Raw genomic sequence first — 25517 nt, 5'->3', positions numbered from 1 at the left:
TTGAGAGGGCGCGCCAAAACCACCGCTGACCAGCGGATACGTGGGTTGACGAAGGTCAGGCTCGCCTGACCGCGACGGGCTCGACGACGCCGAAGCCGCGCACCGGACGGGCCGGCAGCGGGCGCGACTCGACCTGGTCGTCGGGCAGCAGGTCGGCCGTCGCGTGGTCGACGATGATCCGGTTGCGGCGCGCGACCTGCGTGAGCCGGGCAGCCAGGTTGACCGGCGGGCCGAAGACGTCGCCCATCCGCAGCACCACGCCGCCGGTGGCCAGGCCGACGCGGACGTCGGGCATCCGCGGGTCGCGGCCGATCACGTTGATGATCCCCTCGGCGGTGGCGAAGGCGGCCATCGGGTCGTCGTTCACGTAGAGCACGGCGTCGCCCATGCTCTTGATCAGCCGGCCGTTCTCGCCGGCGATGACGTCGCCGCACCGTGCCTCGAAGACCTCGACCAGCTCGCCGATCCGCTCGCGGGACACCTCGTTGGACAGCGCGGTGAAGCCGACGATGTCGGCGAAGCCGACGCTGAGGTCGGTGGTGTGGGGATCGTCGTCGAGGGCGCGGACCGCCTCCATCCGCGCGATGGCGGCGGCGAGGTGGCGACGCCACGCGTAGACGAGGAGGTCCTCGAAGCTCTCCCCCAGCCGGGCGGTCACCCAGGCGCCGGGGTCCTCGGCGTCCTCGGGCGCGGCGTCGGCGACGTGTTGGACCAGCTCGCCGACCTCCCAGTCGGCCAGCCGGGCCATGGTGATGCCGATGCCGCGGGTGACGTTGAGGGCGACCTCGGGGACCACGACCTCGTCGTCGGGCCCCTGCCCGAGGATGCGCATCGCGGCGACGTCGGCATCCGTGTAGGCCGGCTCGTCGCCGTGCTCGGCGAACCCGAGGGTGCGGAACAGGCGACGGGTCAGGTCGAGCGGCAGGCCGGCACGCTCGGCCACCTCGGCGGCGGTGAGCCGGGGCTCACCGCTGTCAGACACCTTCGTCCCGGCGCGGCGCCGGCCCGCTGTGCAGCTCGTGGAGCAGCTCGTTGAGCTGGCGCTGGGTGGCCTCCACGTGCGGGATGTCGTTGAGGCGCACCGTGCCGAAGGTCGAGGCGTCGGAGATCAGCAGGCTGCCACAGCCGAACGGCCGGTCGAGCAGGTTGATCTCCATCGCGATGTCGCTGACGCGCGCGAGCGGGATGTCGTGGCCGCGGCGCGTGATGATCCCGTTGCGGGTGATCAGCCGGCGGTCCGTGAACGCGTGCACCGTGGTCAGCCAGTCGAGGAACGGGCGCACGGAGAACCACAGGATCCCGATGATCACGAGCACCCACACGATGAGGGTGAGCACCCGCTGGAAGCCGGTGTCGTCGAGGAGGACCTGCGCGGCGACGCCGATGGCGAGGAGCACCACGAGCGCGAGGATCGGCCCGAACAGCGCCTTGGGGTGCTGGCGGGTGCTGAGCACGAGTCGCTCGCCGGGGTTGAGCAGCTTCTTCGAGATGGCCACGGTCAGATCATTCCATCAAGTGGGCCCGATCAGGCCGAGGTCGGGCGGACGTGGATCACGTCGCCGGCGCCGACCCGCTCGGTCCCGGCGGCCGTGGTGACCACGAGCCGGCCGTCGTCGTCGATGTCGGTGGCCCGGCCGAGCAGCTCCCCGCCGCCGGGCAGCTCGACGCGCACGTCGCGACCGAGGGTCGCGCAGTGGGAGCGGTACGACGTCGCCAGGCGCGTGGTGCCCTGCTCGCCGCCGGCCTGCCACACGTCGTACCCCTCACGGACGGCCGCGACCACGGCGAGGAGGACCGAGGTGCGGTCGGGCGCGCCGGGGCCGGCGACGGCGAGGCTGGTCGCGGTCGGGACGGGCAGCTCGTCGGCGGTCATCGCCACGTTGATGCCGACGCCGACGATGGCGGCGGGACCGGTCGGGGTCTCGACCCGCTCGACGAGGATGCCCGCGACCTTGCGGTCGGCGTCGAGGAGGACGTCGTTGGGCCACTTGACCTTCGCGTCGTAGCCGAGCGCCGTGATCGCCTTCGCCACGTTGTGGCCGACGAGCAGCGGGAGCCACGGCCAGGACGCCGGCGGCACCGTCGGTCGCAGCACCAGCGAGAAGGTCACCGCAGTGCCCGGTGGCGTCTCCCAGGTGCGGTCGAGGCGGCCGCGGCCCGACGACTGGTGGTCGGCGACGACCACGAGGCCCTCGTGTGCACCGGCCCGGGCCCGCTCGGCCGCGACCTCGTTGGTCGAGGGTGTCTCGGCGAGCAGCTCGAAGGTGAGGTCGGGGGTCAGGTCGGACGCGCCGGCGAGACGGTCGCCGTCGAGCGGTCCACGGGTGGGGGTCGGAGTGGAGCCGGAAGTCACGGGCTCTACCTTGGCGCAGCAGCGGCCATGAGGAAACCCCGGGGGTACTCGCCCCGGGGTTTCGTCGAACGGCTCAGCCGAAGAACACCCGGAGGTCGGCGACCACGTCCTGCGGGACCTCCATCGCGGCGAAGTGGCCGCCGCGCGGGAACTCCGACCAGTGCGCGATGTTCGCGTTGTCCCGCTCGGCCAGCGAGCGGATCGTCTGGAAGTCGTCCTTGAAGACCGCGACCCCGATCCGGCCGCTGCTGACGACCGGCTCGGCACCGGCGTGCTGCTCCTCGTAGTGGTAGCGCGCAGCGGCGCCGTAGGTGTTCGTCAGCCAGTACAGCGTCGCCTGGGCGAGCACCTGCTCCGGCGCGACCAGGCTGGTGCCGTTGCCGAAGCTCTCGAACAGCTCGCTGTAGGCGAGCACGGCGACCGGCGAGTCGGCGAGGCCGGCGGCCACCGTCTGCGGGCGGGTGCCGTTCATCTGGTTGTAGCCGCCGACCGACTGGAACCAGCCCATGTGCTCGAGCGCGGCGTACTCCTTGGGGCCGAAGCCCTCGAACTCCGCCGGATCGCCGCTCGGGAACGAGAACAGGTGCAGCACGTGCGCGCCGCGGAAGCCCTCGGGGTTCGTGACCGCGAGCTCGCGGCCGACCATGGCGCCGCCGTCGCTGCCGTGGATGCCGTAGGAGTCGTAGCCGAGGCGGCGCATCAGGACGTCGTACGCCGCCGCGACCCGCTTCATCGTCCAGCCGGTGTCGACCACGGGGGTCGAGAAGCCGAAGCCCGGCATCGACGGGATGACGAGGTGGAAGGCCTGGTCGGCGGTGCCGCCGTGGGCCTCGGGGTCGACGAGCGGGCCGATCATGTCGAGGAAGTCGAGCTGTGAGCCGGGATAGGTGTGCGCGAGCAGCAGCGGCGTCGCGTCGGCGTGCTTCGAGCGGACGTGGAGGAAGTGGATCCGCTGGCCGTCGACCTCGGTCACGAAGCCGTCGTACGCGTTGAGGCGGGCCTCGACGGCGCGCCAGTCGAAGTCCTTCCACTGCTCGACCATGCCGCGCAGGTAGGACTCCGGGGTGCCGTAGTCCCACGAGTCGCCGGGGACCGCGGGGGCGAACCGGGTGCGGTCGAGTCGGGCCCGGAGGTCGTCGAGGTCGGTCTGCGGGATGTCGATGACGAAGGGGGTGATCTGGTTCATGGCACTGACGTTAAGTGCCATTGCGGAAGGGTTCTTTCCTGTTTAATCGGCTCCGTGCGAAATACTTCGGGACGGGTGCTCGAGCTGCTCGGACTGCTCCAGGCGCGCGTCGAGTGGACCGCCCCCGAGCTGGCCACCCGACTCGGCGTGACCGAGCGGACCGTGCGCAACGACGTCGCCCGGCTGCGCGAGCTCGGCTACCCCGTCGCCGGGATACGCGGGCGGACCGGGCACTACCGGCTCGGCGTCGGCGCCAAGCTCCCGCCGCTGCTCCTCGACGACGAGGAGGCCGTAGCGGTCGCCGTCGGGCTGCGCACGCTGACCGGGGTGGCCGGCTTCGAGGACAGCGGCGGGCGGGCGCTCACCAAGCTCGAGCACGTCCTGCCCGACCGGCTGCGTCGCCGGGTCACCTCACTGCGGGACGCCACCGAGGCGGGGCCGGTCAACACCGACTCCAACGTCGAGGACCCCGAGGTGGACGCCGGCGTGCTCGCCGAGATCGCCGACGCCATCCGCGACCACCGCGGGCTGCGCGCGTTCTACGGCGAGGCGCAGGAGCGGCTCGAGGTCGAGCCGTACCGCCTCGTGGCCTGGCAGCGGCGGTGGTTCGTGGTCGGCCGGCTGCCCGCGACGGGCGCGTGGGCGCCGTACCGCGTCGACTGGCTGACCCTGCGCATCCCCGGCGGGCGCACCTTCCGTCCCGCTCCCCCGCCGGGCGACCTGACCGAGCTGGTCGTGCGCGAGGTGGCGCGGACCGGCTGGGCGGTGCACGCGCGGCTGGTCATCGACGCACCCGCCGAGGAGGTGCTGGCCCGGATCAACCCGGCCGTGGGCGTCGTCGAGCCGCTCCCGCACGGCCGTTCGGTGCTCGTCACCGGCGGCGACAGCCTGGAGGTCGTCGCGGTGTGGATCGGCATGCTCGGCCTGGACTTCACCGTCGAGACACCGGTCGCGCTGGTCGAGCACCTGCGGGTGCTGGCGGACAGGTACGCCGCCGCGGTCGCCGGCTCCTGAGGCCCGGAGTCCTACCCCGGTCGGATGCCCACGCCGTCCGCGCGGACGAGGATGACTCCATGAACCGACTCATCGCGTCCGGCGCGGCGGCCTACGCAGGGCTCGGCGTCGCGTCCTTCCTCAAGCCCGACGTCGTGCCCGCGGTGATCGGCTACTCCGCACCCAACGCCGACACCCGCACCGAGATCCGGGCCGTGTACGGCGGCCTGCCGCTCGCCTTCGCCGCCAGCCTGGTCGCGGTGCCCGCGTCCGGCACCGCGATCGGGGTCGCCACCGCCGGGATGGCCGCCGGACGGGCGGCCTCCGCCGCGTTCGAGGGCCGGCCGAGCCTGAAGATGGCCGGGTTCATCGCGCTCGAGGCGGCCGTGGCCACTGCGCTGGTGCTGGGCGCGCGCCGGGCCTCCTCCCCAGCCTGACCCCGGCTCTCCCGATATCGGGATGCCCTTGTCGGCCCCGGCTCCTAGGGTTCGGCTCATGACGCGACTCGTGGACGCCCGCACCGACCGGTTCGTCGAGGACCTCGCCGCCCTCGACCCGCTGACCGCGACCTACGCCGGCATCCCCGGCCACGACGGGAAGCTGCCCGACCTCTCTCCCGACGGCTTCGCGGCGAGCGAGGAGCTGCACCGGCGGGCGCTGGCCGACGTCGCCGGGCTGGCGACGGCCGACGAGCGCGAGGAGGTCGCCAAGGCGGCCTTCCTCGAGCGGGTCGGGCTCACCGTCGAGCGGGCCGATGCCGGGGTCGAGCGCAGCGAGTTCTCGGTCATCTCGAGCGCGATCCACGCGGTGCGCGAGGTGTTCGACCTGATGCCGACCGACACCACCGAGCAGTGGGAGGCGATCGGTTCGCGGCTGGCCGCGGTCCCGGCCGCGCTCGCGGGCTACCGCACCACGCTGCTCGAGGAGGCGGCCGCCGGGCGGGTCTCCGCGAAGCGGCAGTACGCCGAGGTGGCCGAGCAGGTGCGCGGCTGGACCGGTCAGGCCGGGGCCGCGGGCGACTACTTCGCGAATGTCGTGGCCGCAGCGCCGGACGCTCAGCGTGCGGCCCTCACGGCGGCCGCGGCGAGCGCCTCGGCGGCGTACGCCGAGTTCGGCCGCTTCGTCACCACCGACCTGCTCCCCCGCGGCCGCGAGGTCGACGGGGTCGGACGTGATCGGTATGCGCTGGAATCGCGATCCTTCCTCGGCGCCACGGTGGACCTCGAGGAGACCTACCGCTGGGGCTGGGAGGAGCTCAAGCGGATCGAGGACGACATGGCCGCCACGGCCGGGCGGATCGTCCCTGGCGGCTCGGTCGCCGACGCCGTCGCCGCCCTCGACGCGGACCCCGCGCGCGACTGCGGGAGCCGCGAGGCGTTCCAGGCGTGGATGCAGGAGAGGTCCGACACGATCCTCGCCGACTTCGACGGCGTGCACTTCGACATCGCCGAGCCGATCCGCACCCTGCAGTGCAAGGTCGCGCCGATCAACGACGGCGGCGCCTGGTACACCCCACCCACCGAGGACTTCTCCCGCCCCGGCACCATGTGGTTCTCGTTCACCGACGACCACGAGCGCTACTCGACCTGGCGCGAGACGACGACGGTCTTCCACGAGGGCGTGCCCGGCCACCACCTGCAGGTCGCCCAGGCCGTGCACCGCGCCGACCTGCTCAACCGCTGGCAGCGGCTGCTGTGCTGGGTCAGCGGCCACGGCGAGGGCTGGGCGCTCTACGCCGAGCGGCTGATGGACGAGCTCGGCTACTTCGCCGACCCGGGCGACCGGCTCGGCTTCCTCGACATGCAGGGCTTCCGCGCCGCGCGCGTCGTCGTCGACATCGGCGTCCATCTCGGGCTCACGGTGCCGGTCGACAACCCGTTCGGCTGGCGGCCCGGCGAGACCTGGGACGCCGACCTGGCCTACGAGTTCATGCGTGCCCACTCGCGCATGGACGACGGCTCGCTGCGCTTCGAGGTCAACCGCTACCTCGGCTGGCCGGGCCAGGCTCCGTCGTACAAGGTGGGCGAGCGGATCTGGCTCGAGTCCCGCGCGGCGGCGCAGGCTCGGCACGGAGCGGCGTTCGACCTCAAGGCCTTCCACACCGCCGCTCTCGACCTCGGCAGTCTCGGCCTCGACCCGCTGCAGGCCGCCCTCGGTCGGCTCTGAGGAGCGCGGCGTGCTGCGGCTCGAGCGTGAGGCGGCGCGGCGGATCGCGGTCCGGGCGCAGCTCCTCGATGCCCGCCACGCCCGGTCGGTGGCCGAGGTGGTCGACGAGCTGACCCTGCTCCAGGTGGACCCGACCGCGGCCGTCGCGCCGAGCGTCGACCTGGTGCTGTGGTCGCGGCTGGGCGAGGGCTACGAGCACTCCGACCTGACCTTCGCGCTCGAGACCGAGCGCTCGCTGGCCGAGCTGTCGTCCTACGTCCGCGCGATGGACGACATCGGCCTGCTGCTCGCCGTCGCGCCCCACGACCTGCACCCCACGATCCACGAGTGGCTGGCGGCCAACCAGCGGTTCCGGGCTGACGTGCTGGGCCTGCTCGACGCCGAGGGAGCGCGCACCGCCGCGGAGATCCCCGACACCTGCGAGGTGCCGTGGGCGTCGAGCGGCTGGAACAACGACAAGAACGTCAACCGCCTGCTCGAGGTGCTCACCTTGATGGGTGACGTGGCGATCACCGGGCGCCGCGGCAAGCTGCGGGTCTACGACCTGCCCGAACGGGTCTACCCGGGCGACCTCGACGTCCCGGCCTACGACGACGCGCGGGCTGCCCTCGACCGGCGCGAGCTCGCCGCGCTGGGGATCGCGCGGTCCGGGCCGGGCGAGGAGGCGATCGTCGAAGGGTGCGCCGGGTCGTGGCGAGTCGACCCCGATGCCCTGCTCGCGGTCGACTCGGCCTTCGCGGGGCGGTGCGCCTTCCTGTCGCCGTTCGACCGCCTGGTCCACGACCGCGAGCGGGCGCTCGACCTGTTCGACTTCGAGTACGTCCTCGAGATGTACAAGCCCGCCGCGTCGCGTCGCTGGGGCTACTTCGCCCTGCCCGTCCTCCTCGGTGACCGGCTGGTCGGCAAGCTCGACGCCAAGGCGGACCGCAAGGCCGGGGTGCTGCGCGTGCACGCGTTGCACGAGGACCTCCCCTGGGAGCCTGAGGTCGGCGACGCGGTCGAGGCCGAGCTGGTCGCGTTGGCGGACTGGCTGGGGATGGGTCTGGCTCGGGGCTGAACTTCCGGTGGTCGAGGAGGTCGCGCAGCGACCGTCTCGAGCCCCCTGGCCGTGCTGCCGGAACTTTGTTCGGCTTCGACCCCGTAGCCGATTTCGTTCCGAAAGGGCAGCGACGAGGAAGGCGGCGAGGTCGTCGAGTTCCGCGGTCGGGCTACGGTCCGCATCCCCCGGCGGTCGAGGAGGTCGCGCAGCGACCGTCTCGAGACCCCTCGCCGTGCTGCCGGGACTGTGCTCGGGCTTCGGCTCCGGGGTGGTTGCGTTCTGAAAGGGCGCTGGCGAGGACGGCGGCGAGGTGGCTGGGTTCGGCGGTCGGGCGGCGGTGCCATCCCCGAGTGGTGGAGGGTCGCGCAGCGTTCCCGGTGGTCGAGGAGGTCGCGCAGCGCCCCCGGTGGTCGAGGAGGTCGCGCAGCGACCGTCTCGAGACCCCTGGCCGTGCTGCCGGGACCGTGCTCGGGCTTCGGCTCCGTAGGTCGTTGCGTTCGGAGAGGCGCTGGCGAGGAAGGCGGCGAGGTGGCTGGGTTCGGCGGTCGGGCTACGGTCCGCAACGCCACTTCGGTTGCAGCTGGTGACGTCATTTCCGCACACCCCACGGATCGAGTTTCCCCTCTCCACAGGCGGTTTCCGACGCGCGATTGTGTCGGAGGTGGGTGGGAGAATCCAGTCATGGATCTCGGGACCCAGCCCCGCTCGACAGCACCTGTGCTGTCGCGGCTGAGCGCCGGCATCCGGGCCCGCAACGACCTCCTGGTCGAGGAATGGACCGCGATCGTGGAGTGGGCCAGCGACCACATCGTCACCGGTCCTGAGGGGGCCGCGACCATCACCGAGGGCTACCTCGACACCGGTGTCCCGATCGCAGGCGACGGCGCACCGCTGGTGTCGGAGTTCGCGTTGATGGAGCTCGTCGCCGTCCTCGACCGTACGCCCGACGGCGGGAAGGCGTACGTCGGCCGCGTCATCGAGTGCGCCTGGCGGCTGCCCAACGTCTACGCCGCCGTCTCCTCCGGCCGGTTGGCGCCGTGGCGGGCCGAGCGGATCGCCGACCTCACCCACGGCTTGTGTGCTGAGGCGGCTGGGTTCGTGGACCGGCAGTTGTGGAACGCCTCCGGAGTCGGCTGGGCCCAGCTCGAACGTCTCGTCACCGAAGCAGTGCTGCGGTTCGACCCCGAGCGGGCCGAGGCCGACCGTCAGAAGGCGAGCGATCACCGCCACTTCGACCTCGGCGACGTGGACGAGCACGGGCTGGTCCACCTCGACGGACTCCTGGACGCCGCGGATGGCTACGACCTCGACCTGGCTGTGTCCCGGCGCGCGCGGGTGTTGGGTCAGCTCGGTGACGACTCGTCGCTGGACGTGCGGCGTTCCAAGGCTGCCGCGGAGCTCGCCCGCCAGGACATCGCGCTGGACCTGTTGATCCCGGACGCCGACACCGGCGAGGTCGTCGCGACCGTCCCGGGACGCAAGGTCGTCCTCAACATCCACCTCACCGACACCACCCTGACCGGGCACAACCCGGTCGGCCGCTGGGACGAAGGCCGCTGCCCCATCACCACCGCCCAGATCCGGGAGTGGCTGCGTGCGCGACACACCACGATCATCGTGCGGCCGGTCATCGATCTGGCCGACCACGTCCCCGTCACGGCCTACGAGATCCCCGACCGCCACAGGACCCGCGTGATCCTCCGCGATCCCACCTGCCGCTTCCCACACTGCACCCGCCCCGCGACCCGGTGCGACGTCGACCACCACCAGCCCTACGGGGAGGGCGGCAAGACCTGCCCGTGCAACCTGGTCGCGCTGTGCCGACGACACCACCGGGCCAAGACCCACTCACCGTGGCACTACGACACCCCGATGCCCGGCTCCTACGTGTGGACCAGCCCGAACGGGTTCCGGTTCGGCGTCGACCACCGCGGCACCCACCCCCTCCACGACACCGGCGACCCCAGCGCGCCCGACGAGTAGCGACCCCGCCCCGCACCCCGCAGGACCTCACGCCTGCGGGGGCATCGGTGCGCGCAGGTCAGCGGCCGCCGGCGTACTGCTCGGCGGTGTAGGTGATGGTGCTGCCGGTGCGCGGGTCGGTGACCACGACCCTCTGGTCGACCGACGACCAGTCCACCTCGAGAGGCGACCCGGCCTCGGAGTCGAGGAACGGGTAGGCGGCGACGAAGCGGTAGTCGTTCTCGGCGCCGTCGTGGACGGCCGTGATCTCGAGGTGGGTGCGCTCCGAGCGCACGGGGGTCGCGGGGTAGCGGCTGACGACGACGCAGTAGCCCTGCAGCCCCGACAGGGTCGGATCGGTGTCGCAGTCGGTCCACAGCTCCTCGCGCCCGAGGCCGTCGAGCAGCTTGAGGCCGCCCCAGGCCAGGGTCACGAGCAGCAGCACGACCACGGCCGTCCCGGCCGACGACAGCGCCGCCACCTTGGTCCTCGACATGGGCTGCACCCTGCCCCGCTCAGCGTGCCGCGAACCGCTCCCAGGTCACACCGTCGTCGCTCGAGCGCCAGGCCGTCCCGTCGGCCGCGCCGACCCACAGGACCGGGCCGCCGTCGTACTCGATCGCGAGGATGCCGGCCTCGGCCAGGTCGGCCAGGTCGGCGACGTCGGTCGCCACCTTGGTGAGCCGGCCGCCAGCCACCTGCCACACGCCGGCATCGACGGGCCCGCGCGCGCCCTGGCGCTCGATCGTCGCGAGCACCCGGAGCCCGCCCTTCCTGTCGATCCAAGCGCCGGAGACGGTCGGCCACTCCGTGTCGCGGTCGACCTCGTCACGGGTCCAGGCGGTCGGGTCGGCGGCGCGTGCGGTGTCGACGGCGAGGAGCGGGAACAGGGTGGCGCCGTCCCCTCCCTCGAGGACGACGTGGGGTGCGCCGGCGCCGGCGTCGGCGATCCAGGGCAGGAAGGTCCCGGGGAGCTCGGACTGCTGCCAGGTCGCGCCGCCGTCGTCGGACCAGTGGTGGGTGACGGCGTCGCCGTGGGTGTCCACGGCAGTGAGTCGACCACCGTAGGCCGCGAGCCCCCGTACGCCGTCCGGGACCGGCACCTCGTGGCCGCTGCCGTCGGGAGCCACGGCCGCGAGTGTCGTCGATGCCCCGTCGAGCAGCACGACCGGGACCTCGCCGGCGGCGACCGGTGCCTGCGTCCGGGCGACCCGCACCGGGGTGGCACGCCCGTCCGCGACGTCGACGATGGACAGCTCGCGACCCTCCCAGCCGTCGCGGAGCACGAACCGTCCCTCGCCGAGCGGTGTGGCCTCGGTCCCCGCGGTGACCTCGCGCAGGCGGCGGTGGGCGAACCCGTCGGCGGTCAGGGCGAGGATCCAGTGCTGCTCGTCGCGGCCGCGCCAGATCGCGATCCGCTGGTCGGGTGCACCCGGGGTGGTGGCGATGTCGAGGAGTCCGGCGTCGTCCGCGTCGACCGTCCCGCGCAGGTCCACGGCCCGTGTGGTCGGGGCTGTGGTCGGGGCGGCGGCCGGGGCGTCGGCCGAGACGGTCGGCGACGCGACCGGAGGCGCGGGCGACGGAGCCTCGCCGCCCGGGCCGAGCAGCCGGACGGAGGCGACGATGCCCGCGACGGCCGCGACGGCCAGCGCCGCGGCACCGAGCGCGGCGGCCCGCTGCCGGGCGCGCCGAGCCCGCCTCCGCCGGATCGGGTCCTCGGGTCCACCGTCCATCGCACCTCCTACACGTGTCGCCCACCCTGTCACCGTTCACGACTCACCGCGTGCGGAAAAGGTTGCGTCGGTCGGGCTCGTTAGGGTGACGGCGTGCCGACCTTCGTGCTCGCCTCCGCCTCCCCCGCGCGCCTGGCGACCCTCCGCAGCGCCGGTCTCGACCCCCGGGTGATCGTGTCCGGGGTCGACGAGTCCCAGGTCGCCGGCGTCCCTCCCGCCGAGCTGGCGCTGCGCCTGGCCGAGCTCAAGTGCGGCGCCGTGGCCGGCCGCGAGGACGTCCCGGCCGACGGCCTGGTCCTCGGCTGCGACTCGGTGCTCGAGCTCGACGGGGTCGCCCTCGGCAAGCCCGACGACGCCGACGACGCCGTACGCCGCTGGCAGGCGATGCGGGGACGGTCCGGCGTGCTGCACACGGGCCACTGCCTACACGACCGCGCCACCGCGCACCAGATCGCCGCGACCGCCTCGACCACGGTCCACTTCGCCGACCTCACCGACGACGAGATCACGGCGTACGTCGCGACCGGCGAGCCGCTCCACGTCGCCGGCGCGTTCACCGTCGACGGTCTCGGCGGCGGGTTCGTGACCAGCATCGAGGGCGACCACCACAACGTCGTCGGGGTCAGCCTGCCGCTGCTGCGCGGGATGGTCCGGGAGCTCGGGCACTCGTGGACCGACCTCTGGGCCCGCTGATCCGGCTGCTCGCCGCCCTGCTGGCGCTGCCCGTGCTGGTGCCGGCGCTCCTGCCGGCGACGGCCCATGCCGACGCGCCCACCCTCACCCCCGGCAGCCACGCGATCACGCTGCCCACCGACGCGCCCGCGACCTTCCGGCTCGAGCGCACCGCGACGGGCAGCACCCTCCACGTCGGGCTCTGGTACGTCGGCGCCGGCGACTCGGTCGGCGAGGGCGTCCGCCTCACCATCGGCACGACGCCCGCCGACACCGGCTGCGGCAGCGGCGCGGTGTTCCGCCCGACCATCGGCGAGCCGGCGCCACTGCTCACCACGACGGCCTCGACCTGGACCGACGAGGCCGAGCATCCCTGCGGGACGGTGGAGGAGCTGTTCGTGACGGTGGGCGTCCCGAGCGACCCGCTCGACGGGGGACGGGCGGCGACGCTGGTCGTCGAGGAGGAGCCGCCGCTGTCGGCGTACGCGTTCGACCTGCTGCGCGAGCCGGCGGACCCGGCGTGGGAGCCGGTGGATCCGGGACCGTCGGCCGAGCCCGTCGCGGCCGGGGCGACGCCCGCGGACGCGCCGGTCGTGGAGCCGGGCAGCCACGAGGTCCGGGTGCGGCCCGGCCGGCAGGCGGTGGTGGGGATCCCGGTCGACTGGGACCAGTCCCTGCGGGCCCAGGTCGACGGCAGCACCGAGGCGACGGTGACGATCCTGGGTCCGGTGCTCGGTGAGGACGTCGCGTCGAGCGCGCCCGGGCAGGCGCAGTCCTGGGTGACGTCGTACCTCCACCGGAACTCGTTCGACCCGACCCGCGCGGGCGCTTCGCTCGCGGGCGTGCGCTACGTGCTCGTCGGGCTGCCGCCGGACGCCACCCCGGCGACGGTCACCCTGACCCTGGCCGTCGACGGCAGCCCGGGCGACGGGGTCCCGGACTACGCCGTCGCGTCCCCGAGCGGCTCCCCGGTCCCCGACCGGTCCACCGACCCCGCCGACGACGACAGCGCGCCGACCCCGATCTGGATCGGAGCCGGCGCGCTGGTGGTGCTCGTCGCGGTGGCGCTCGGCGTACGCCGCCACCGCGGGAGACGTCCTACTCGACGGGGAGCCCGAGCCCGCGGGCGATGAGCATCCGCTGCACCTCGGAGGTGCCCTCGCCGATCTCGAGGATCTTGGCGTCGCGGTAGAACCGCGCGACGGGGTACTCCTCCATGAAGCCGTAGCCACCGAAGACCTGGGTGGCGATCCGGGTCGCGGTGACCGCAGACTCGCTGGCGTAGAGCTTGGCGACCGAGGCGGCCTGCTTGAACTCCTTCATCGACGGGCCGCGGCCGCCCTCCATCGCGTCCTTCATCGCGGCCGCGCGGTAGGTCAGCATCCGCGAGGCGTGCAGCATCACCTCGAGGTCGGCGATCTGGAAGGCCACGCCCTGCTTGCGCCCGATCGGGCCGCCCATGGTCTGGCGGTCGAGTGAGTACTCGACGCACAGGTCGACGCACGCCTGGATCAGGCCGACGGCGAGCGCGGCGATCGCGACCCGGCCGTCGTCGAGGATGGCGAGGAACTGGGCGTACCCGCGACCACGCTCGCCCACCAGGTTGTGCTCGGGCACTCGGCAGTCGGTGAACGAGAGCGGGTGGGTGTCGGAGATGTGCCAACCGAGCTTGTCGTACGGCGGCTCCGCGACGAAGCCGGGCGTACCCGCGGGCACGATGATCGCGGAGATCTCCGGCTTGCCGGATTCGGAGACGCCGGTGCGTGCGGTGACCGTCACCAGGCTGGTGATGTCGGAGCCGGAGTTGGTGATGAACTGCTTGCCGCCGTTGATCACCCACTCGCCGTTGTCGAGCTCGGCGCGGGTCTTGGTCGCGCCGGCGTCGGAGCCGGCACCCGGCTCGGTGAGGCCGAACCCGGCCAGTCGCTGGCCGGCGACCAGGTCGGGCAGCCAGGTCTTCTTCTGCTCGTCGGTGCCGTAGGTCAGGATCGGGTTGATGCCGAGGCCGACGCCCGCCTCGAGCGTCACGCCCAGGGACTGGTCGACCCGGCCGAGCTCCTCGATCGCCAGGCACAGCGAGGTGAACGGACCGTCGGCCGCGTCGAGCCCGGCGCCGCCGTACTCCTCGGGAGCGGTGAGGCCGAACAGCCCCAGCTCCCCCATCTTCTGGACCACGTCGGTCGGGAAGTGGTGCGCCTTGTCCCACTCCGCGACGTGCGGGCGGATGGTGGCCTCGGCGAAGTCCCGGACGGTACGGCGGAACTCCTCGTGCTCGCGCGACAGCTCGAACTGGGTCATGGCCCCATCGTAAGGCACGAGGTTAATGATTGTTAACCAGCGGGCCCGTCGATTTTCCCCGCACCGGCAACGGATTCATCGGAGGATGGCCCCCATGACCCCCGTCTCCCGCACCTTCACCGCGCTCGCCTGCGCGGCCGGGCTCCTGCTCACCGCCCCCGGCTCGGCCTCCGCCGCCGACCTGGTCCACACCGACCCGGCGCGCGACGCACAGAGCGGCCCGGTCGACAGCGAACTGCTCCACCCCGCACGGAACGAGCGCCGCGCCGACATCCGCCGCGTGGAGATCAGCCACGGCGCCGAGACCCTGACCGTCCGCCTCCGCACCCGGGGCGCACTGCCCACCAAGAAGACCTTCCTCGCCACGCAGGTCAAGACCCCGTCCGGCACCTTCGACGTCACCTACCTGCGCTTCTACGGCGAGTCCGGCGTCTCGATGACGCGCAAGCTCGACGAGATCCCGTGCGAGGGGCTGACGGCCACGCCTGAGCGCAAGGCCATCACGTTCGTCGTCCCGACCGCGTGCCTCGGGACGCCCGCATGGGTGCGGGTCGGCGTCGGGGTCGCCCGCATGCACGAGCGGACGATGGTGATGGACGACGGATTCAGCCGCGGCCCGATCGGCGACCAGCTGCACCTGTCGAAGCGGATCGCCCGGGGCTGAGCCCTCACGCCGTACGGCGGCCGCCGTCGACGAGGAAGGGAGGGCGGTCGGTGTAGCGCACGGCCCTGGCTCGTCCGGCCGCCTTGGCCTCGTAGAGCGCCTGGTCGGCCCGGGCGAGCACCGGCGCGACGTCGTCGCCGGGCAGTGCCGCCGCGATGCCGAAGCTCACGGTGGGCATGGGTCCGCCCTCACCGCGGTAGCGCAGGGCGATGGCTGCTGCCACCTCCTCCGCCGGCGTCCCGTCGGTGAGCAGGACGAACTCGTCGCCGCCGAGTCGGGCCACGATCCCCCGCATCCCGACCACTGCGCGGCACGCGTCCGCGAAGGCGGTCAGCGCACGGTCTCCGGCAGCATGCCCGAAGCTGTCGTTGATTCCCTTGAACCCGTCGAGGTCGGCCACCACGATCGCGGTCTCGGCGCGAACCGGTCCGTCGTCGATCGTGCGCTGGGCGGCGCGCAGGAACTCGACGCGGTTGAGGAGGCCGGTCAAGCCGTCACGCGTCGCCTGGCGGCGCAGCTCGGTCGTCTGCTGCTCGTGGCTGAGAGCGGACATGCTGAAGGTGACCACGACGAGGAGCAGCATGGTCAGCAGCGTGGTCACCTGTCCGCCGAAGACGGCCTCGAAGACCGGATGCGTCGGCCCGACGACGACGAAGGCCACGGCCCGTCCCAGGTAGAACGCCGCGATCCCACCCGACGCGATGGCCATGGCCCGCACGGCGAAGCGGAACTGGGCGCGCCGGTCCCGATCAGGAGCCTCCCGCAGGAGCAGGACCAGCTCTGCGGCCGACCGGCCGATCAGGACGCCCATGGCCACCAGGTAGACCGCCCCGCCGGACCAGACGTCGGAGCGCGGATCGTCCAGCAGCGATGCCAGCAGGACGACGACCGGCACCACGGCGAGCTCCCACTTGGCGACGGGACGCTCCCTCAGGGAACGGGCACCGGCCCACACGCAGCCGGCACCGAGAACGGCGATCGTGTTGCCCGCGGGGTTCGCCGCCACCTGGGCCGGCGTGTCGTTGAAGAGGAAGAGCAGGGCGCTCACCACGAACGCCGCCAGCGAGAGGCACCACCACGCGCTGTAGGCAGATCGGGTCGAGCGGTAGGTGACGCCGTAGAACAGCGCGAGCACGCAGACCGCCACGAGGCCGAAGGCCACGCGCAGGGTCAGGGTGTCCAGCATGCCATCGACGCTAGGTCGCTCTGGCGGACCTGCGTGGCGGAGTGGGCAGATCATGACCGAAGGCCTCGTGACCATGGTCAATTCGGATGGATCTACGGCGGTTCGGCCGGGACGATCGTCCCGGCCTCGTCCGGGCCGGGGCCCGACGCGTCAGCACGTAGGCTCGCCGGCGTGAGCCAGCTGCGCGATCCCGCCCACCGGGTCAGTCCCCGTGCCCGCCTGATGTGGCACGTCGAGACCGGGATCACCGCACTCGTGGTGGCGATCGGGCTCGGGGTGGCCGCGGTGCTGCTCGGGCCGGACGGCCTGCGCTGGTGGCTGCTGGCGCTGGCGGTGGTCGTGTGCGCGACGGTGGCGGTCGTCGTACCGCAGTGGAGATATGCCGTGCACCGCTGGGAGGTCTCGGCCGACGCGGTCTACACCCAGCGCGGCTGGTGGGCCCAGGAGCGCCGGATCGCGCCGATGTCGCGGGTGCAGACGGTCGACCTCGCCCAGGGACCGCTGGCGCGGCTGTTCGGGCTCGCGACGGTCACGGTGACGACGGCCTCGGCGGCCGGGCCGCTGCAGATCGAGGGGCTGGACCGCCCGGTGGCGCTCGCCCTCGTCGACGAGCTGACCCGCAAGGCCGACCTCGTCGAGGGCGACGCGACGTGAGCCTGGCCGTCCCGCCGCCACCGCCCGTCGCCTGGCAGCGCCTCGACCCACGCATGCTGCTGGTGCATCCGATCAAGGAGGTCGGCAAGTTCCTGCCGGTCCTCGTGGGCCTGCTCGTCGCCGGCGGCGCGTCCGGCACCGGTCCTTGGGCACTGCTGGGCGTCGGCATCCCGGTCGCGCTCGGCGTCGTGCGCTACCTGACCACGACCTACCGGATCGCCGGCGGGCGGGTCGAGCTGCGGCGCGGACTGCTGCAGCGGCACACGCTGTCGACGCCGGTCGACCGGGTCCGCACCGTCGACCTGACCGCGTCGCCGGTCCACCGCCTGCTCGGGCTGACGACGGTCGTGATCGGCACGGGCAGCGTCACCAGCGACAGCGACGAGCGGCTCGCGCTCGACGCACTGCCGCAGGAGGAGGCGGCCCGGCTGCGTGCCGAGCTGCTGCACACCGCCCGTCCTGCCGACGGCGGCTCCGTCCTGCCCGGCGAGCAGGCCGAGCAGGAGCAGGTGGTGGCGCGCTTCGTGCCACGCTGGCTCTGGTACGCGCCGTTCAGCGGCACCGCCCTCGTCGGGCTCGGCGCGATCCTCGCCACCGGCGCCCAGCTCAACGAGTCGATCCAGATCCGGGTCAGCGAGGAGGACCTCGCCGCCATCGACCTGACCCTCGTCGTCGGGGTCGTGCTCGGCGCGATCGTCCTCGTCGTCCTGCTCGCCGTCGGCGGCTACCTCGTCACGAACGGCGGGTTCGTCCTGAGCCGGTACGGCGCGGCCTGGCACGTGCGCCGCGGCCTGCTCACCCGCCGCGAGACCAGCATCGACGTCGCCCGCCTCGCGGGCGTCAGCCTCGGCGAGCCCGCGGCGCTGCGGGTCGCGCGCGGGCGCCGCGTGGGCGCGATCGTCACCGGCCTGAGCGGCGACCGGGCCGGCTCGGCGGTGCTGCTGCCGCCGGCGCCGCGGACGACCGGGTACGACGTCGCGGCGGCCGTGCTCGGCACCCCGGCTCCGGTGTCCGCGGCACTGCTCCCCCACGGCCGCGCGGCGACGACCCGTCGCTACAGCCGGGCGCTGCTCGGTGCGCTCCCCTTCGTGCTCACGGCGGTGGTCGCCGTCCTGGCCGGCGGTCCGGCCTGGCTGCTCGCCGGTGCCCTGCTCCCGGTCATCGTCGCGCTCGCGCTGGCGACCGACCGGGCCCGCGCACTGGGGCACGCGTTCGTCGACGGCCACGTCGTGATGCGCTCCGGCTCGGTCCTGCGCAGCCGGGACGCGGTCGCGGCGGGACACGTGATCGGCTGGAACCAGCGCGCCACGTGGTTCCAGCGTCGCGCCGGCCTGGTCGCGCTGGCCGCCACGACCGCCGGCGGCAAGGGACAGGTGCACGTGCCCGACGTACCCGCGGACGCGGCGATCGCGCTCGCGGAGGCCGCCACCCCGGGCCTGGTCGGCCAGTTCCTGGAGGAGCGATGAGCGGCCGGCCCGACGGCACCTACGCACCCGTCGAGGACGACCGCCCCGACCCGGGCGAGGTCGTGTGGGCGTGGGTGCCCTACGAGGACGACCCGAGCCAGGGCAAGGACCGGCCGGTCCTGGTGATCGGCACGGCCACGGGCAACGACGGTCGCGAGGTCCTGCACGCCCTCGCCCTGACCAGCAAGGACCACGACCGCGACGAGGCCCAGGAGGCCGCCGCGGGCCGGTACTGGATGGACATCGGCACCGGCGCCTGGGACCCGCGCGGCCGGCCGAGCGAGGTTCGGCTCAACCGGCTGCTGGTCCTCGCGGCGTCCGGCGTACGACGCGAGGGGGCCGCCCTGGCCCCGGCGGTCTACGCCGAGGTGATCGCAGCCCGGCGGCTCTTCAGCTGAGCCCGAGGTCCTCGGCGAGCGTGGCGAGGTGGTGCTCGAAGAGCGCTGCCGGGTCGCCGAACGCCCCGGGGCCGTACTGGCCGAACACCTCGAAGCTGATGCAGCCGAACATCCCGGCCCAGACCAGCACGCCGGCCACGATCACCTCGTCGGGCAGGTCGACGCCGAACTGCGCGCGCACCTCGTCGAAGCCCGCGACCAGCGTCGGCGGGACGGGGGCGGCCGGCTCCCGCACGGCCAGGGCGCCGTCGGCGAGCGCTGCCGCGGCCAGCTCGAGCAGCACCCGGACCACGCGGGTGCCGGGGCCGGTGGTCTGCTCGGCCGGGGCCTGGTAGCCGGGCACGGGGGCGCCGTACAGCAGGGCATAGGTGGCGGGCTCGCCCAGTGCCCAGGCGCGCACCGCCCGCCCGAACGCCAGGAACCGGTCGCGGTGGCTGCCCCGGTCGACCGCGGGGCGGCGCAGCGCCGTCTCGACCGCGTCGGCCATCTCGTCGTAGCCGTCGACGACGAGGAGCGTCAGCAGGTCGTCGCGGCTCTTCACGTAGCGGTAGACCGCCGACGAGACCACGCCGAGGTCTCGGGCGACGGCGCGCAGCGAGAGTGCGGCCGCGCCGTACTCCGCGAGGTGCTGGCGCCCGATCCGGGTGATGTCCTCCATCGTCTGCGCGCGGGCACGTGCCCGTGGAGTGGTGGCCATGACCGCATCATGCCACGTTCGTGAACAGTTGCCGCAAAAGTGAGCAGTGCTCTTGCTTTTCGTTCCACGAGCAGGCATCCTCGAAATGGAGAGCACCGCTCTCGCTTTCCCCCAGGAGAGGAAACCCCATGAACCACCACGTCGTCACCGGAGCCGGACCGGTCGGCAGCACCATCGCCCTGCAGCTCGCCGACCGGGGCGAGCATGTCGTCCTCGTCACCCGCTCGGGCAGCGGCCCGGAGCACCCGCTCATCTCGCGGCGCCGCGCCGACGTCGCCCAGCCGGGCGCGCTCGACGCGCTCCTCGAGGGTGCGGTCGCCGTCCACCACTGCGTCCACGCGTCGCGCTACGACGCCGCGACCTGGCGCGCCGAGCTGATCCCCACCGAGCAGGCCCTGCTCGCGGCGGCCGGCCGGGCCGGCGCGGTCGTCGTCTTCCCCGAGAGCCTCTACGCCTACGGCCAGGTGGCGGGACCGATCACCGAGGACCTGCCGCGCGACGCGTCCGGGGGCAAGCCCGGGATCCGGACCGAGCTGCTGCGCGCCCGCGCCGCGTCGGCGACCGCGACCGTCAGCGTGGCGGCCTCGGACTTCCTCGGCCCGCGGGTGCTCACCTCCCACGCGGGCGAGCGGCTGGCATCGGCCATCCTGTCCGGGCGCACCCTGCGCGTGGTCGGCAGCCTCGACCAGCCCCACTCGTTCACCTACGTGCCCGACCTGGCGGCAGCGATGATCCGCGCCGCGGCCGACCCCGCCCTGCACGGCTCGTTCCTGCACGCGCCCACCGGCCCGGCCCTCACCCAGCGCGAGCTGGCGACGGCGTTCGCCGCGGCCGCCGGCGTACCGCTCCCCCGGCTCGGCGCGATCTCGGCCGGCATGCTGCGCACCGTCGGCCTCGTGCACCGCGACACCCGGGAGCTGGCCGAGATGAGCTTCCAGTTCACCGCGCCGTTCGTGCTCGACTCGCGATACAGCGAGCAGCGCCTCGGCCTGGCGCCGACGCCGTTCGACACCGCGATCCGCGAGACCGTCGCGTGGTGGCAGGCCCGGCGCGAGACCGGTGCCGCGCTCAGCGCATGAGGAAGGACGCCCGCCAGACCTTGCGGTCGCGCTCGGAGACCATTGCGTTCTCCTGCAGAACCGGCATCACCTTCTCGCCCATCCAGGCGATCGTCTCCCGGTAGCTCTCGTTGCCGAGCGCCTGGCGCCGCGCCTCCTGCGGGTCGAGCCCGACGACCTTGTAGACGTCCGGGTGGACCAGCGAGCGCATCGTCACGTAGGCGACCTGGGCCGTCATCGCCTGGTGCCAGCGCAGCTTGGTGCGGCCCAGGCCGCGCACCGACTTCGCGAGCTCGTCGCGGGCGAAGGTGACGTGGCGGGCCTCCTCGGTGACGTGGATCCGGGCGACCATCCGAGTCAGGGGCTGGATCCGCTCGTCGCGCATCATCTCGCGCTGCCAGCGGTCGACGGGCTCCTCGCCGATCAGGATGCCGGCGTACGCACTGGCACCGCGCAGTGCGAGCGGACCGAGCCGTGCGAGCCGGTGGGGCGTGGGCCGAGGGCCGTACGCCGGCACCCCCATCGACCCGATCGCCCGGCCGAACATCACGGTGTGCCGGGTCTCGTCGCCGACCTCGGTCAGCGCGAACTGGGTGCGGGCGGAGGTGGGGTCCTCCCGGTAGGCGTCGCGCAGCAGGATCTGCATGAGCACGATCTCGAACCAGATCCCGACGCTGGCGATGCTCGCGACCTCGTGCATGGACAGGGTGATCCGCTGCTCCTCGCTGAGCGCCCTCCACATCGGGGTGCCGTAGAGCGACATCCGCTCGGGCTGCATCCACCACAGCCCGGGGACGGGAGGAGCACTCCAGTCGAGGTCGACCTCCGGGTCGTACGACTGGCGGGCGGTCGAGCGCAGCAGCCGCTCGGACAGCGCGTCATCGACGAGGGTCACGGGTCCTCCTGAGACATAGGTATTACCGTCGGTAACGGATAAAGGTACTCTTCTCCCCATGGCCCCCCACGTCAAGAGCGACGGACGCACCACCCGCTGGGAACGACACCGCGCCGAGCGCCGAGAGGAGTTCGTGCTCGCGGCCGTGCGCGCCATCGACAGCCTCGGGCCGGACGCCTCGGTCGCCGACATCGCAGCGGAGGCCGGGGTCAGCAAGCCGGTGCTCTACCGCTACTTCGCCGACAAGAGCGAGCTGCACGCCGCGGTCGGCGCCTGGGCGGCCGACCTGGTGCTGGCCCGGGTCCTCACGGCGGTGCTCGCGCCCGCCTCGGCCCGCGACCGGGTCACGGCCGGCGTGGCGGCGTACCTCGACACCCTCGGCGAGCACCCCCAGGCCTTCCTCCTGCTCAGCAGGCCCGCCGGCGGCACCGACCCGCTCGCCGCGGGCAAGGACCAGATCGCCGCGAAGCTGACCCGCCTGCTCGGCGACGCACTGCGCCACCTCGGCGGCGACACCGGCGCGGCCGAGCCGTGGGCGCACGCGGTCGTCGGCCTCGGCACCTCCGTCGGCCAGTGGTGGCTCGAGCGGCACACCGTCTCGCGCAGCGCAGCAGCCGGCTACCTCAGCGACTTCATCTGGCACGCCCTGTCCGGCGCCGCGGCCGAGAGCGGCGTCGACCTGTCCCGCCTCGACGCGGGCGACAGCGACGTCACGCCGATCCGCACGCAGAAGCGCCGATGAGCGCGGCGCCGCAGCCCGGGCTCCACGAGCCGCAGGAGGCGTACGACGGCCCGGCGGTCCTGGTGGCCGCCGGCACCGAGCACCCCGTGTCGGTGACCCTGCGCGGCGCCTTCCAGCCGCTCGACGGGCACTTCCACTGGTACGGCCGGATCGCGGTCGACAGCGCGCTCGACGCCGTCCGCAGCGGGTCCGCGGTGACCCTGCGGACCGTTCACGGGGAGGCCGACGGCAAGGTCGCCGACGTCGACCCGTGGGGTCGGTTCCGGGTCAGCGGGACCGGGCGGCCGCCGTTCTGAGCGCCCACCAAACCGTTCGATCGAACGGTTCGGGCGGCTTGTTGTAGCACCAGCTCCCCCGAACCGTTCGATCGAACGGTTCGGGGGGATGTCAGCCGGGCGTGACGATCACGTTGACCGCCTCCAGCGGCGCGTCGGGACCGGCCCGGTAGGCGTGCGGCACATCGGCCGCGAACCTCACGTGGTCGCCCGGGCCGACGGCGAGCACCCGGCCGCCGTGCTCGACCTCGCCCACACCCTCCAGGACGACGAGCTGCTCCTCGACGCCGCCGGAGTGCGCCGGGGAGATCCGCTCAGCACCCGGGGCGAGCCGGATCAGGTAGACCTCCGTGGTGCGGCCGGGCTCGCGCACCACCCGGACCCGGGTGGTGACCATGCCGCCGTGGGCGAGCACGGCGCCGTCATGGTCGTCGACGAGCGCCGCCAGCGGTACGCCGAGCGGCGCCGCGACGGCATACAGCGTGTCGAGCGTGGGGTTGCGCCGACCGGTCTCGAGCTCGGACAGCGAGCCCTTCCCGATCCCGGCCTGGGCGGCCAGGGCGGACAGCGACAGGCCCCGCGCCTCGCGCAGCGCCCGGATCCGGGCGCCGACCTCTCGCGCCATCGCCGCCCACCGCCTAGAGTGTTCCGTATACAGAACGCCGCACCGGTGTTCCCGGAGGAGGCGGCGTGTCCGAGGAGACTACTCACGGCCCCGTGATGGCGGGCGTCGTCACGGCCCTGGTCGGGTTCAGCAGCTCGTTCGTCGTGGTGCTCGCCGGCCTGGTCGCGGTCGGCGCCACCCCCGCGCAGGCCGCGTCCGGTCTCGCCACGCTGTTGGTGACCCAGTCGCTCGGCATGCTGTGGCTCTCGCTGCGGCACCGGATCCCGGTCACCCTCGCCTGGTCCACCCCGGGTGCCGCGCTGCTCGCGACCTCCGCCGGCGTCACCGGCGGCTGGTCGGCCGCCGTCGGCGCGTTCGTCGCGACCGGCGTGCTGATCGTGCTGACCGCGCTCGTGCCGAAGGTCGGCGACCTCGTCGCAGCCGTCCCGCACAGCCTGGCCCGCGCGATGCTGGCCGGCGTCCTGCTACCGCTGTGCATCGCGCCGGTCACTGCCCTGGTCGACTCCCCCGCCGCCGTCGCCCCGCTCGTCATGACCTGGCTGGTCCTGCTCCGACTCGCCCCTCGCTGGGCGGTGCCGGGCGCCCTCCTCGTGGCCCTCGGGACCGTGCTCGCCACCGCGCGGATCGACGCCGCCGACCTCGCCCCGCACCTGGCCTGGACCACGCCCACCTGGTCGCTGTCCGCACTGGTCGGCATCGCACTGCCGCTGTACGTCGTCACGATGGCCTCGCAGAACGTGCCGGGCGTCGCGGTGATGAGCGGCTTCGGCTACCGGGTCCCCTGGCGCGAGTCGCTCGCCGTCACGGGGATCTGCACCGTCGCCGGCGCTCCCACCGGCGGGCACGCGATCAACCTCGCCGCGATCAGCGCGGCCCTGTCCGCCGGCCCCACCGCCGGCCCGGACCCGCGGCGGCGCTGGATCGCCGCGGTCAGCGCGTCGGTCGCCTACCTCGTGCTCGCCGTGGCCAGTACGGCCCTCGCCACGCTCGTCGCCGCAGCGGCGGACGGGGTGATGCAGGCGGCGGCCGGACTGGCCCTGCTGGGCACCCTCGGCGCCGCGCTCGCCGAGGGGCTCGCCGACCCGGCCGAGCGCGAGCCCGCGGCCGCGACGTTGGTGGTCGCGGCCTCCGGTGTGACCGTGCTCGGGATCGGCGCCGCGTTCTGGGCGTTGGTCGCCGGGCTGTTGCTGCGGGGGTTCCTGCGGGCCGGGCGGATTCCGGCGTCAGCCGACAGTGAAGAGCGTCGACTTGAGGCCCAGAAGTGACCGGAAGTTGTCGCCCCCGTCGGTGACCGCCCCCAGGGTGCCTGTGATCTGGATCTTCACCACCCGACCGCCCCACTCGCCGTTGCCGTCACGGACGGTGACGCTCACGCCGGTCAGGTCACCGATCGTGGGATAGGCCGCCTCGATCGATTCGTCGGCCACCGTGAGCTGCCAGGAGTTGTTCGGGTTTCCCGATCCCGCCTCGTACGGGTCGAGACCCGGAGCCAGGTACGGCTGGCTCGCGCCACCGGCGGCCTTGGCGCCGCCGTTGCTCGACGAGAACTGCGTGAACGCCGGCAGGCCGCCGTACGTCCGGACCTGCCCGGCCGTGGCCGCGATGGCCGCGTTCGACTCGGGCTGCTCGACGGCGATGCCTCGATAGACCTGCGACTGGGTGGTGTCGTAGACGTCGAACGCGCCTCGCTGGTACGTGTCGCGCTCGAAGATGGCGTAGGTGCGCGCGGCCACCGCCTGCGCCTGGACCGCCTGCGGGCTCCACTTCGCGGGCATCTCGGCGGGGACCACGCCGCGCAGGTACTTCTCCACGCTCACCACGTTGACGGTGTCGCGGCCCTGCCCGTTGGCCGGGACGACCGAGCGGATCTTGCCGCGGTAGTCGACCGCACCGCCCGGCACGTAGAGCCGCAGCGTGCCGCCCTTGCCCTTGAACTCGGCCTGCCCCGGGATGATCCGGACCTTGTGCCAGCGCTTGGTCTTCACCGACAGCTTCGTGTCGGCGCCGTGGGCGGTCAGCTTCCAGCGCTTCGCGCCGCGCTTGCGCAGCTTCCACGCCTTCCCGGTGGCCAGGCTGCGGACCTTGAGCCGCGACCGGTGCTGGACCACGACGTTGCTCGAGGTGTCGGCGGTGATCAGCACCTTGACCGAGCCGCCGGCGACGCCGGCCGCCGTGCCCGGGTAGTAGAAGTCGAGGATCTGGCCGGCACTCAGGCCCTGCTCGGCCGCGCCCTTCGCGCCCCACTGCGACAGCCCCTTGCCGTGCCCCCAGCCCTTGCCGGTCAGGGTGACACTGTCCACGGCAGCCGGCGCGGCCGACGCTTCGGACATCGATGCGGGGACGGCGAGCCCGAGGGCCAGACCGGCAGCGAGAGTGGTGACGGTTCGCGGGAACAGGCGCATCGTCCGAGAGTAGCCGCCGGTTGAAGCCGCGGCCGCGGTGCGCAATAGGCTTC

27 protein-coding genes are annotated in these 25517 nt (G+C 73.4%); 15 read left to right on the top strand and 12 right to left on the bottom strand.

All coding sequences use genetic code 11. From position 1 onward, the window contains the following. Window positions 1-55 precede the first annotated feature (55 nt). The 4 genes from QI633_RS06660 to QI633_RS06645 all read right to left on the bottom strand — a co-directional run bounded on the left by QI633_RS06660 (window position 56) and on the right by QI633_RS06645 (window position 3539). The gene (locus QI633_RS06660; protein ID WP_141799856.1) at window positions 56-982 is read right to left on the bottom strand and encodes an adenylate/guanylate cyclase domain-containing protein; all 927 of its coding nucleotides are present in this window, start codon (window positions 980-982) and stop codon (window positions 56-58) included. Continuing rightward, window positions 975-1496 carry a PH domain-containing protein gene (locus tag QI633_RS06655; protein WP_141799857.1) on the bottom strand — a complete coding sequence of 174 codons (522 nt, stop codon included), beginning with the start codon at window positions 1494-1496 and terminating at the stop codon, window positions 975-977. Before QI633_RS06655 ends, QI633_RS06660 begins: the two co-directional genes overlap by 8 nt. A gap of 29 nt (window positions 1497-1525) precedes the next feature. Further along, the gene (locus tag QI633_RS06650; RefSeq protein ID WP_282428488.1) at window positions 1526-2353 is read right to left on the bottom strand and encodes a biotin--[acetyl-CoA-carboxylase] ligase; all 828 of its coding nucleotides are present in this window, start codon (window positions 2351-2353) and stop codon (window positions 1526-1528) included. A gap of 73 nt (window positions 2354-2426) precedes the next feature. Beyond that, window positions 2427-3539: an epoxide hydrolase gene (locus QI633_RS06645; RefSeq protein WP_141799858.1), complete on the bottom strand. Its 1113-nt coding sequence runs from the start codon at window positions 3537-3539 to the stop codon at window positions 2427-2429. A gap of 54 nt (window positions 3540-3593) precedes the next feature. Here QI633_RS06645 and QI633_RS06640 point away from each other — a divergent pair, with 54 nt between their 5' ends. The 5 genes from QI633_RS06640 to QI633_RS06620 all read left to right on the top strand — a co-directional run bounded on the left by QI633_RS06640 (window position 3594) and on the right by QI633_RS06620 (window position 9720). Beyond that, complete coding sequence (locus QI633_RS06640; protein ID WP_141799859.1) at window positions 3594-4553, top strand: WYL domain-containing protein; 960 nt, start codon at window positions 3594-3596, stop codon at window positions 4551-4553. A gap of 59 nt (window positions 4554-4612) precedes the next feature. Next, window positions 4613-4969 carry a DUF4345 family protein gene (locus QI633_RS06635; protein WP_282428487.1) on the top strand — a complete coding sequence of 119 codons (357 nt, stop codon included), beginning with the start codon at window positions 4613-4615 and terminating at the stop codon, window positions 4967-4969. 58 nt (window positions 4970-5027) lie between these two features. Beyond that, window positions 5028-6698, top strand: a complete 1671-nt coding sequence (locus QI633_RS06630; protein ID WP_282428486.1) for a DUF885 domain-containing protein — start codon at window positions 5028-5030, stop codon at window positions 6696-6698. 10 nt (window positions 6699-6708) lie between these two features. Further along, on the top strand, window positions 6709-7755 hold the full coding sequence (locus QI633_RS06625; RefSeq protein ID WP_141799862.1) for a crosslink repair DNA glycosylase YcaQ family protein: 1047 nt from the start codon (window positions 6709-6711) through the stop codon (window positions 7753-7755). Between the two features lie 663 nt (window positions 7756-8418). Next, window positions 8419-9720, top strand: a complete 1302-nt coding sequence (locus QI633_RS06620) for an HNH endonuclease signature motif containing protein (RefSeq protein ID WP_282428485.1) — start codon at window positions 8419-8421, stop codon at window positions 9718-9720. A gap of 58 nt (window positions 9721-9778) precedes the next feature. On the opposite strand, the gene QI633_RS06615 is transcribed toward QI633_RS06620, so the two are convergent. Both QI633_RS06615 and QI633_RS06610 read right to left on the bottom strand, forming a co-directional pair. Then, the gene (locus tag QI633_RS06615; protein ID WP_141799864.1) at window positions 9779-10195 is read right to left on the bottom strand and encodes a hypothetical protein; all 417 of its coding nucleotides are present in this window, start codon (window positions 10193-10195) and stop codon (window positions 9779-9781) included. 19 nt (window positions 10196-10214) lie between these two features. Beyond that, window positions 10215-11432: a hypothetical protein gene (locus QI633_RS06610; protein WP_282428484.1), complete on the bottom strand. Its 1218-nt coding sequence runs from the start codon at window positions 11430-11432 to the stop codon at window positions 10215-10217. Between the two features lie 93 nt (window positions 11433-11525). Here QI633_RS06610 and QI633_RS06605 point away from each other — a divergent pair, with 93 nt between their 5' ends. Together QI633_RS06605 and QI633_RS06600 are read left to right on the top strand one after the other, a co-directional pair. Next, complete coding sequence (locus QI633_RS06605) at window positions 11526-12125, top strand: Maf family protein (protein WP_282428483.1); 600 nt, start codon at window positions 11526-11528, stop codon at window positions 12123-12125. Next, window positions 12101-13237 (top strand): hypothetical protein, encoded by a 1137-nt coding sequence (locus tag QI633_RS06600; protein WP_282428482.1) that lies wholly within the window; start codon window positions 12101-12103, stop codon window positions 13235-13237. The genes QI633_RS06605 and QI633_RS06600 overlap by 25 nt, the downstream gene beginning before the upstream one ends. On the opposite strand, the gene QI633_RS06595 is transcribed toward QI633_RS06600, so the two are convergent. Next, complete coding sequence (locus QI633_RS06595; protein ID WP_282428481.1) at window positions 13203-14402, bottom strand: acyl-CoA dehydrogenase family protein; 1200 nt, start codon at window positions 14400-14402, stop codon at window positions 13203-13205. The genes QI633_RS06600 and QI633_RS06595 overlap by 35 nt on opposite strands. Before the next feature lie 94 nt (window positions 14403-14496). Here QI633_RS06595 and QI633_RS06590 point away from each other — a divergent pair, with 94 nt between their 5' ends. After that, window positions 14497-15066 (top strand): hypothetical protein, encoded by a 570-nt coding sequence (locus QI633_RS06590; protein ID WP_282428480.1) that lies wholly within the window; start codon window positions 14497-14499, stop codon window positions 15064-15066. Window positions 15067-15070: 4 nt separating this feature from the next. Here QI633_RS06590 and QI633_RS06585 read toward each other — a convergent pair whose 3' ends face one another. Beyond that, the gene (locus QI633_RS06585; protein WP_141799870.1) at window positions 15071-16252 is read right to left on the bottom strand and encodes a GGDEF domain-containing protein; all 1182 of its coding nucleotides are present in this window, start codon (window positions 16250-16252) and stop codon (window positions 15071-15073) included. A gap of 171 nt (window positions 16253-16423) precedes the next feature. Here QI633_RS06585 and QI633_RS06580 point away from each other — a divergent pair, with 171 nt between their 5' ends. Genes QI633_RS06580 through QI633_RS06570 form a run of 3 tightly spaced genes read left to right on the top strand, consistent with a single transcriptional unit; the run spans window position 16424 to window position 18770 of the window. After that, entirely contained in the window at window positions 16424-16906 is a 483-nt protein-coding gene (locus tag QI633_RS06580; RefSeq protein WP_282428479.1) for a PH domain-containing protein, read from the top strand. Continuing rightward, on the top strand, window positions 16903-18372 hold the full coding sequence (locus QI633_RS06575) for a PH domain-containing protein (protein ID WP_141799871.1): 1470 nt from the start codon (window positions 16903-16905) through the stop codon (window positions 18370-18372). The genes QI633_RS06580 and QI633_RS06575 overlap by 4 nt, the downstream gene beginning before the upstream one ends. Further along, on the top strand, window positions 18369-18770 hold the full coding sequence (locus QI633_RS06570; protein ID WP_141799872.1) for a type II toxin-antitoxin system PemK/MazF family toxin: 402 nt from the start codon (window positions 18369-18371) through the stop codon (window positions 18768-18770). Before QI633_RS06575 ends, QI633_RS06570 begins: the two co-directional genes overlap by 4 nt. Here the strand turns inward: QI633_RS06570 and QI633_RS06565 are convergent. Continuing rightward, window positions 18763-19467, bottom strand: a complete 705-nt coding sequence (locus QI633_RS06565) for a WHG domain-containing protein (RefSeq protein ID WP_141799873.1) — start codon at window positions 19465-19467, stop codon at window positions 18763-18765. The genes QI633_RS06570 and QI633_RS06565 overlap by 8 nt on opposite strands. Before the next feature lie 128 nt (window positions 19468-19595). Between QI633_RS06565 and QI633_RS06560 the strand changes: the two genes are divergently transcribed. Continuing rightward, a complete protein-coding gene (locus QI633_RS06560; protein WP_141799874.1) occupies window positions 19596-20546 on the top strand; it encodes an NAD-dependent epimerase/dehydratase family protein in 951 nt (316 codons plus the stop codon). On the opposite strand, the gene QI633_RS06555 is transcribed toward QI633_RS06560, so the two are convergent. Continuing rightward, a complete protein-coding gene (locus QI633_RS06555; RefSeq protein ID WP_282428478.1) occupies window positions 20536-21420 on the bottom strand; it encodes a diiron oxygenase in 885 nt (294 codons plus the stop codon). The two genes, QI633_RS06560 and QI633_RS06555, sit on opposite strands and share 11 nt — an antisense overlap. A 58-nt stretch (window positions 21421-21478) precedes the next feature. Here QI633_RS06555 and QI633_RS06550 point away from each other — a divergent pair, with 58 nt between their 5' ends. Next, complete coding sequence (locus tag QI633_RS06550; RefSeq protein ID WP_141799876.1) at window positions 21479-22162, top strand: TetR family transcriptional regulator; 684 nt, start codon at window positions 21479-21481, stop codon at window positions 22160-22162. After that, window positions 22159-22458, top strand: coding sequence for a DUF4873 domain-containing protein (locus QI633_RS06545; protein WP_141799877.1), 300 nt, complete (start codon window positions 22159-22161; stop codon window positions 22456-22458). The genes QI633_RS06550 and QI633_RS06545 overlap by 4 nt, the downstream gene beginning before the upstream one ends. Window positions 22459-22549: 91 nt before the next feature. Here the strand turns inward: QI633_RS06545 and QI633_RS06540 are convergent, their stop codons facing one another. Beyond that, window positions 22550-23062 carry an XRE family transcriptional regulator gene (locus QI633_RS06540; protein WP_141799878.1) on the bottom strand — a complete coding sequence of 171 codons (513 nt, stop codon included), beginning with the start codon at window positions 23060-23062 and terminating at the stop codon, window positions 22550-22552. Window positions 23063-23127: 65 nt separating this feature from the next. On the opposite strand from QI633_RS06540, the gene QI633_RS06535 reads away from it, so the two are divergent. Next, window positions 23128-24327 carry a benzoate/H(+) symporter BenE family transporter gene (locus QI633_RS06535; RefSeq protein WP_282428477.1) on the top strand — a complete coding sequence of 400 codons (1200 nt, stop codon included), beginning with the start codon at window positions 23128-23130 and terminating at the stop codon, window positions 24325-24327. Here the strand turns inward: QI633_RS06535 and QI633_RS06530 are convergent. Beyond that, window positions 24286-25464 (bottom strand): SpoIID/LytB domain-containing protein, encoded by a 1179-nt coding sequence (locus QI633_RS06530; RefSeq protein WP_282428476.1) that lies wholly within the window; start codon window positions 25462-25464, stop codon window positions 24286-24288. The two genes, QI633_RS06535 and QI633_RS06530, sit on opposite strands and share 42 nt — an antisense overlap. Between the last annotated feature and the right edge of the window lie 53 nt (window positions 25465-25517).

The organism is Nocardioides sp. QY071 (assembly GCF_029961765.1).
Classification (GTDB): Bacteria; Actinomycetota; Actinomycetes; order Propionibacteriales; family Nocardioidaceae; genus Nocardioides.
This window is presented reverse-complemented; position numbering and strand designations above follow the sequence as displayed.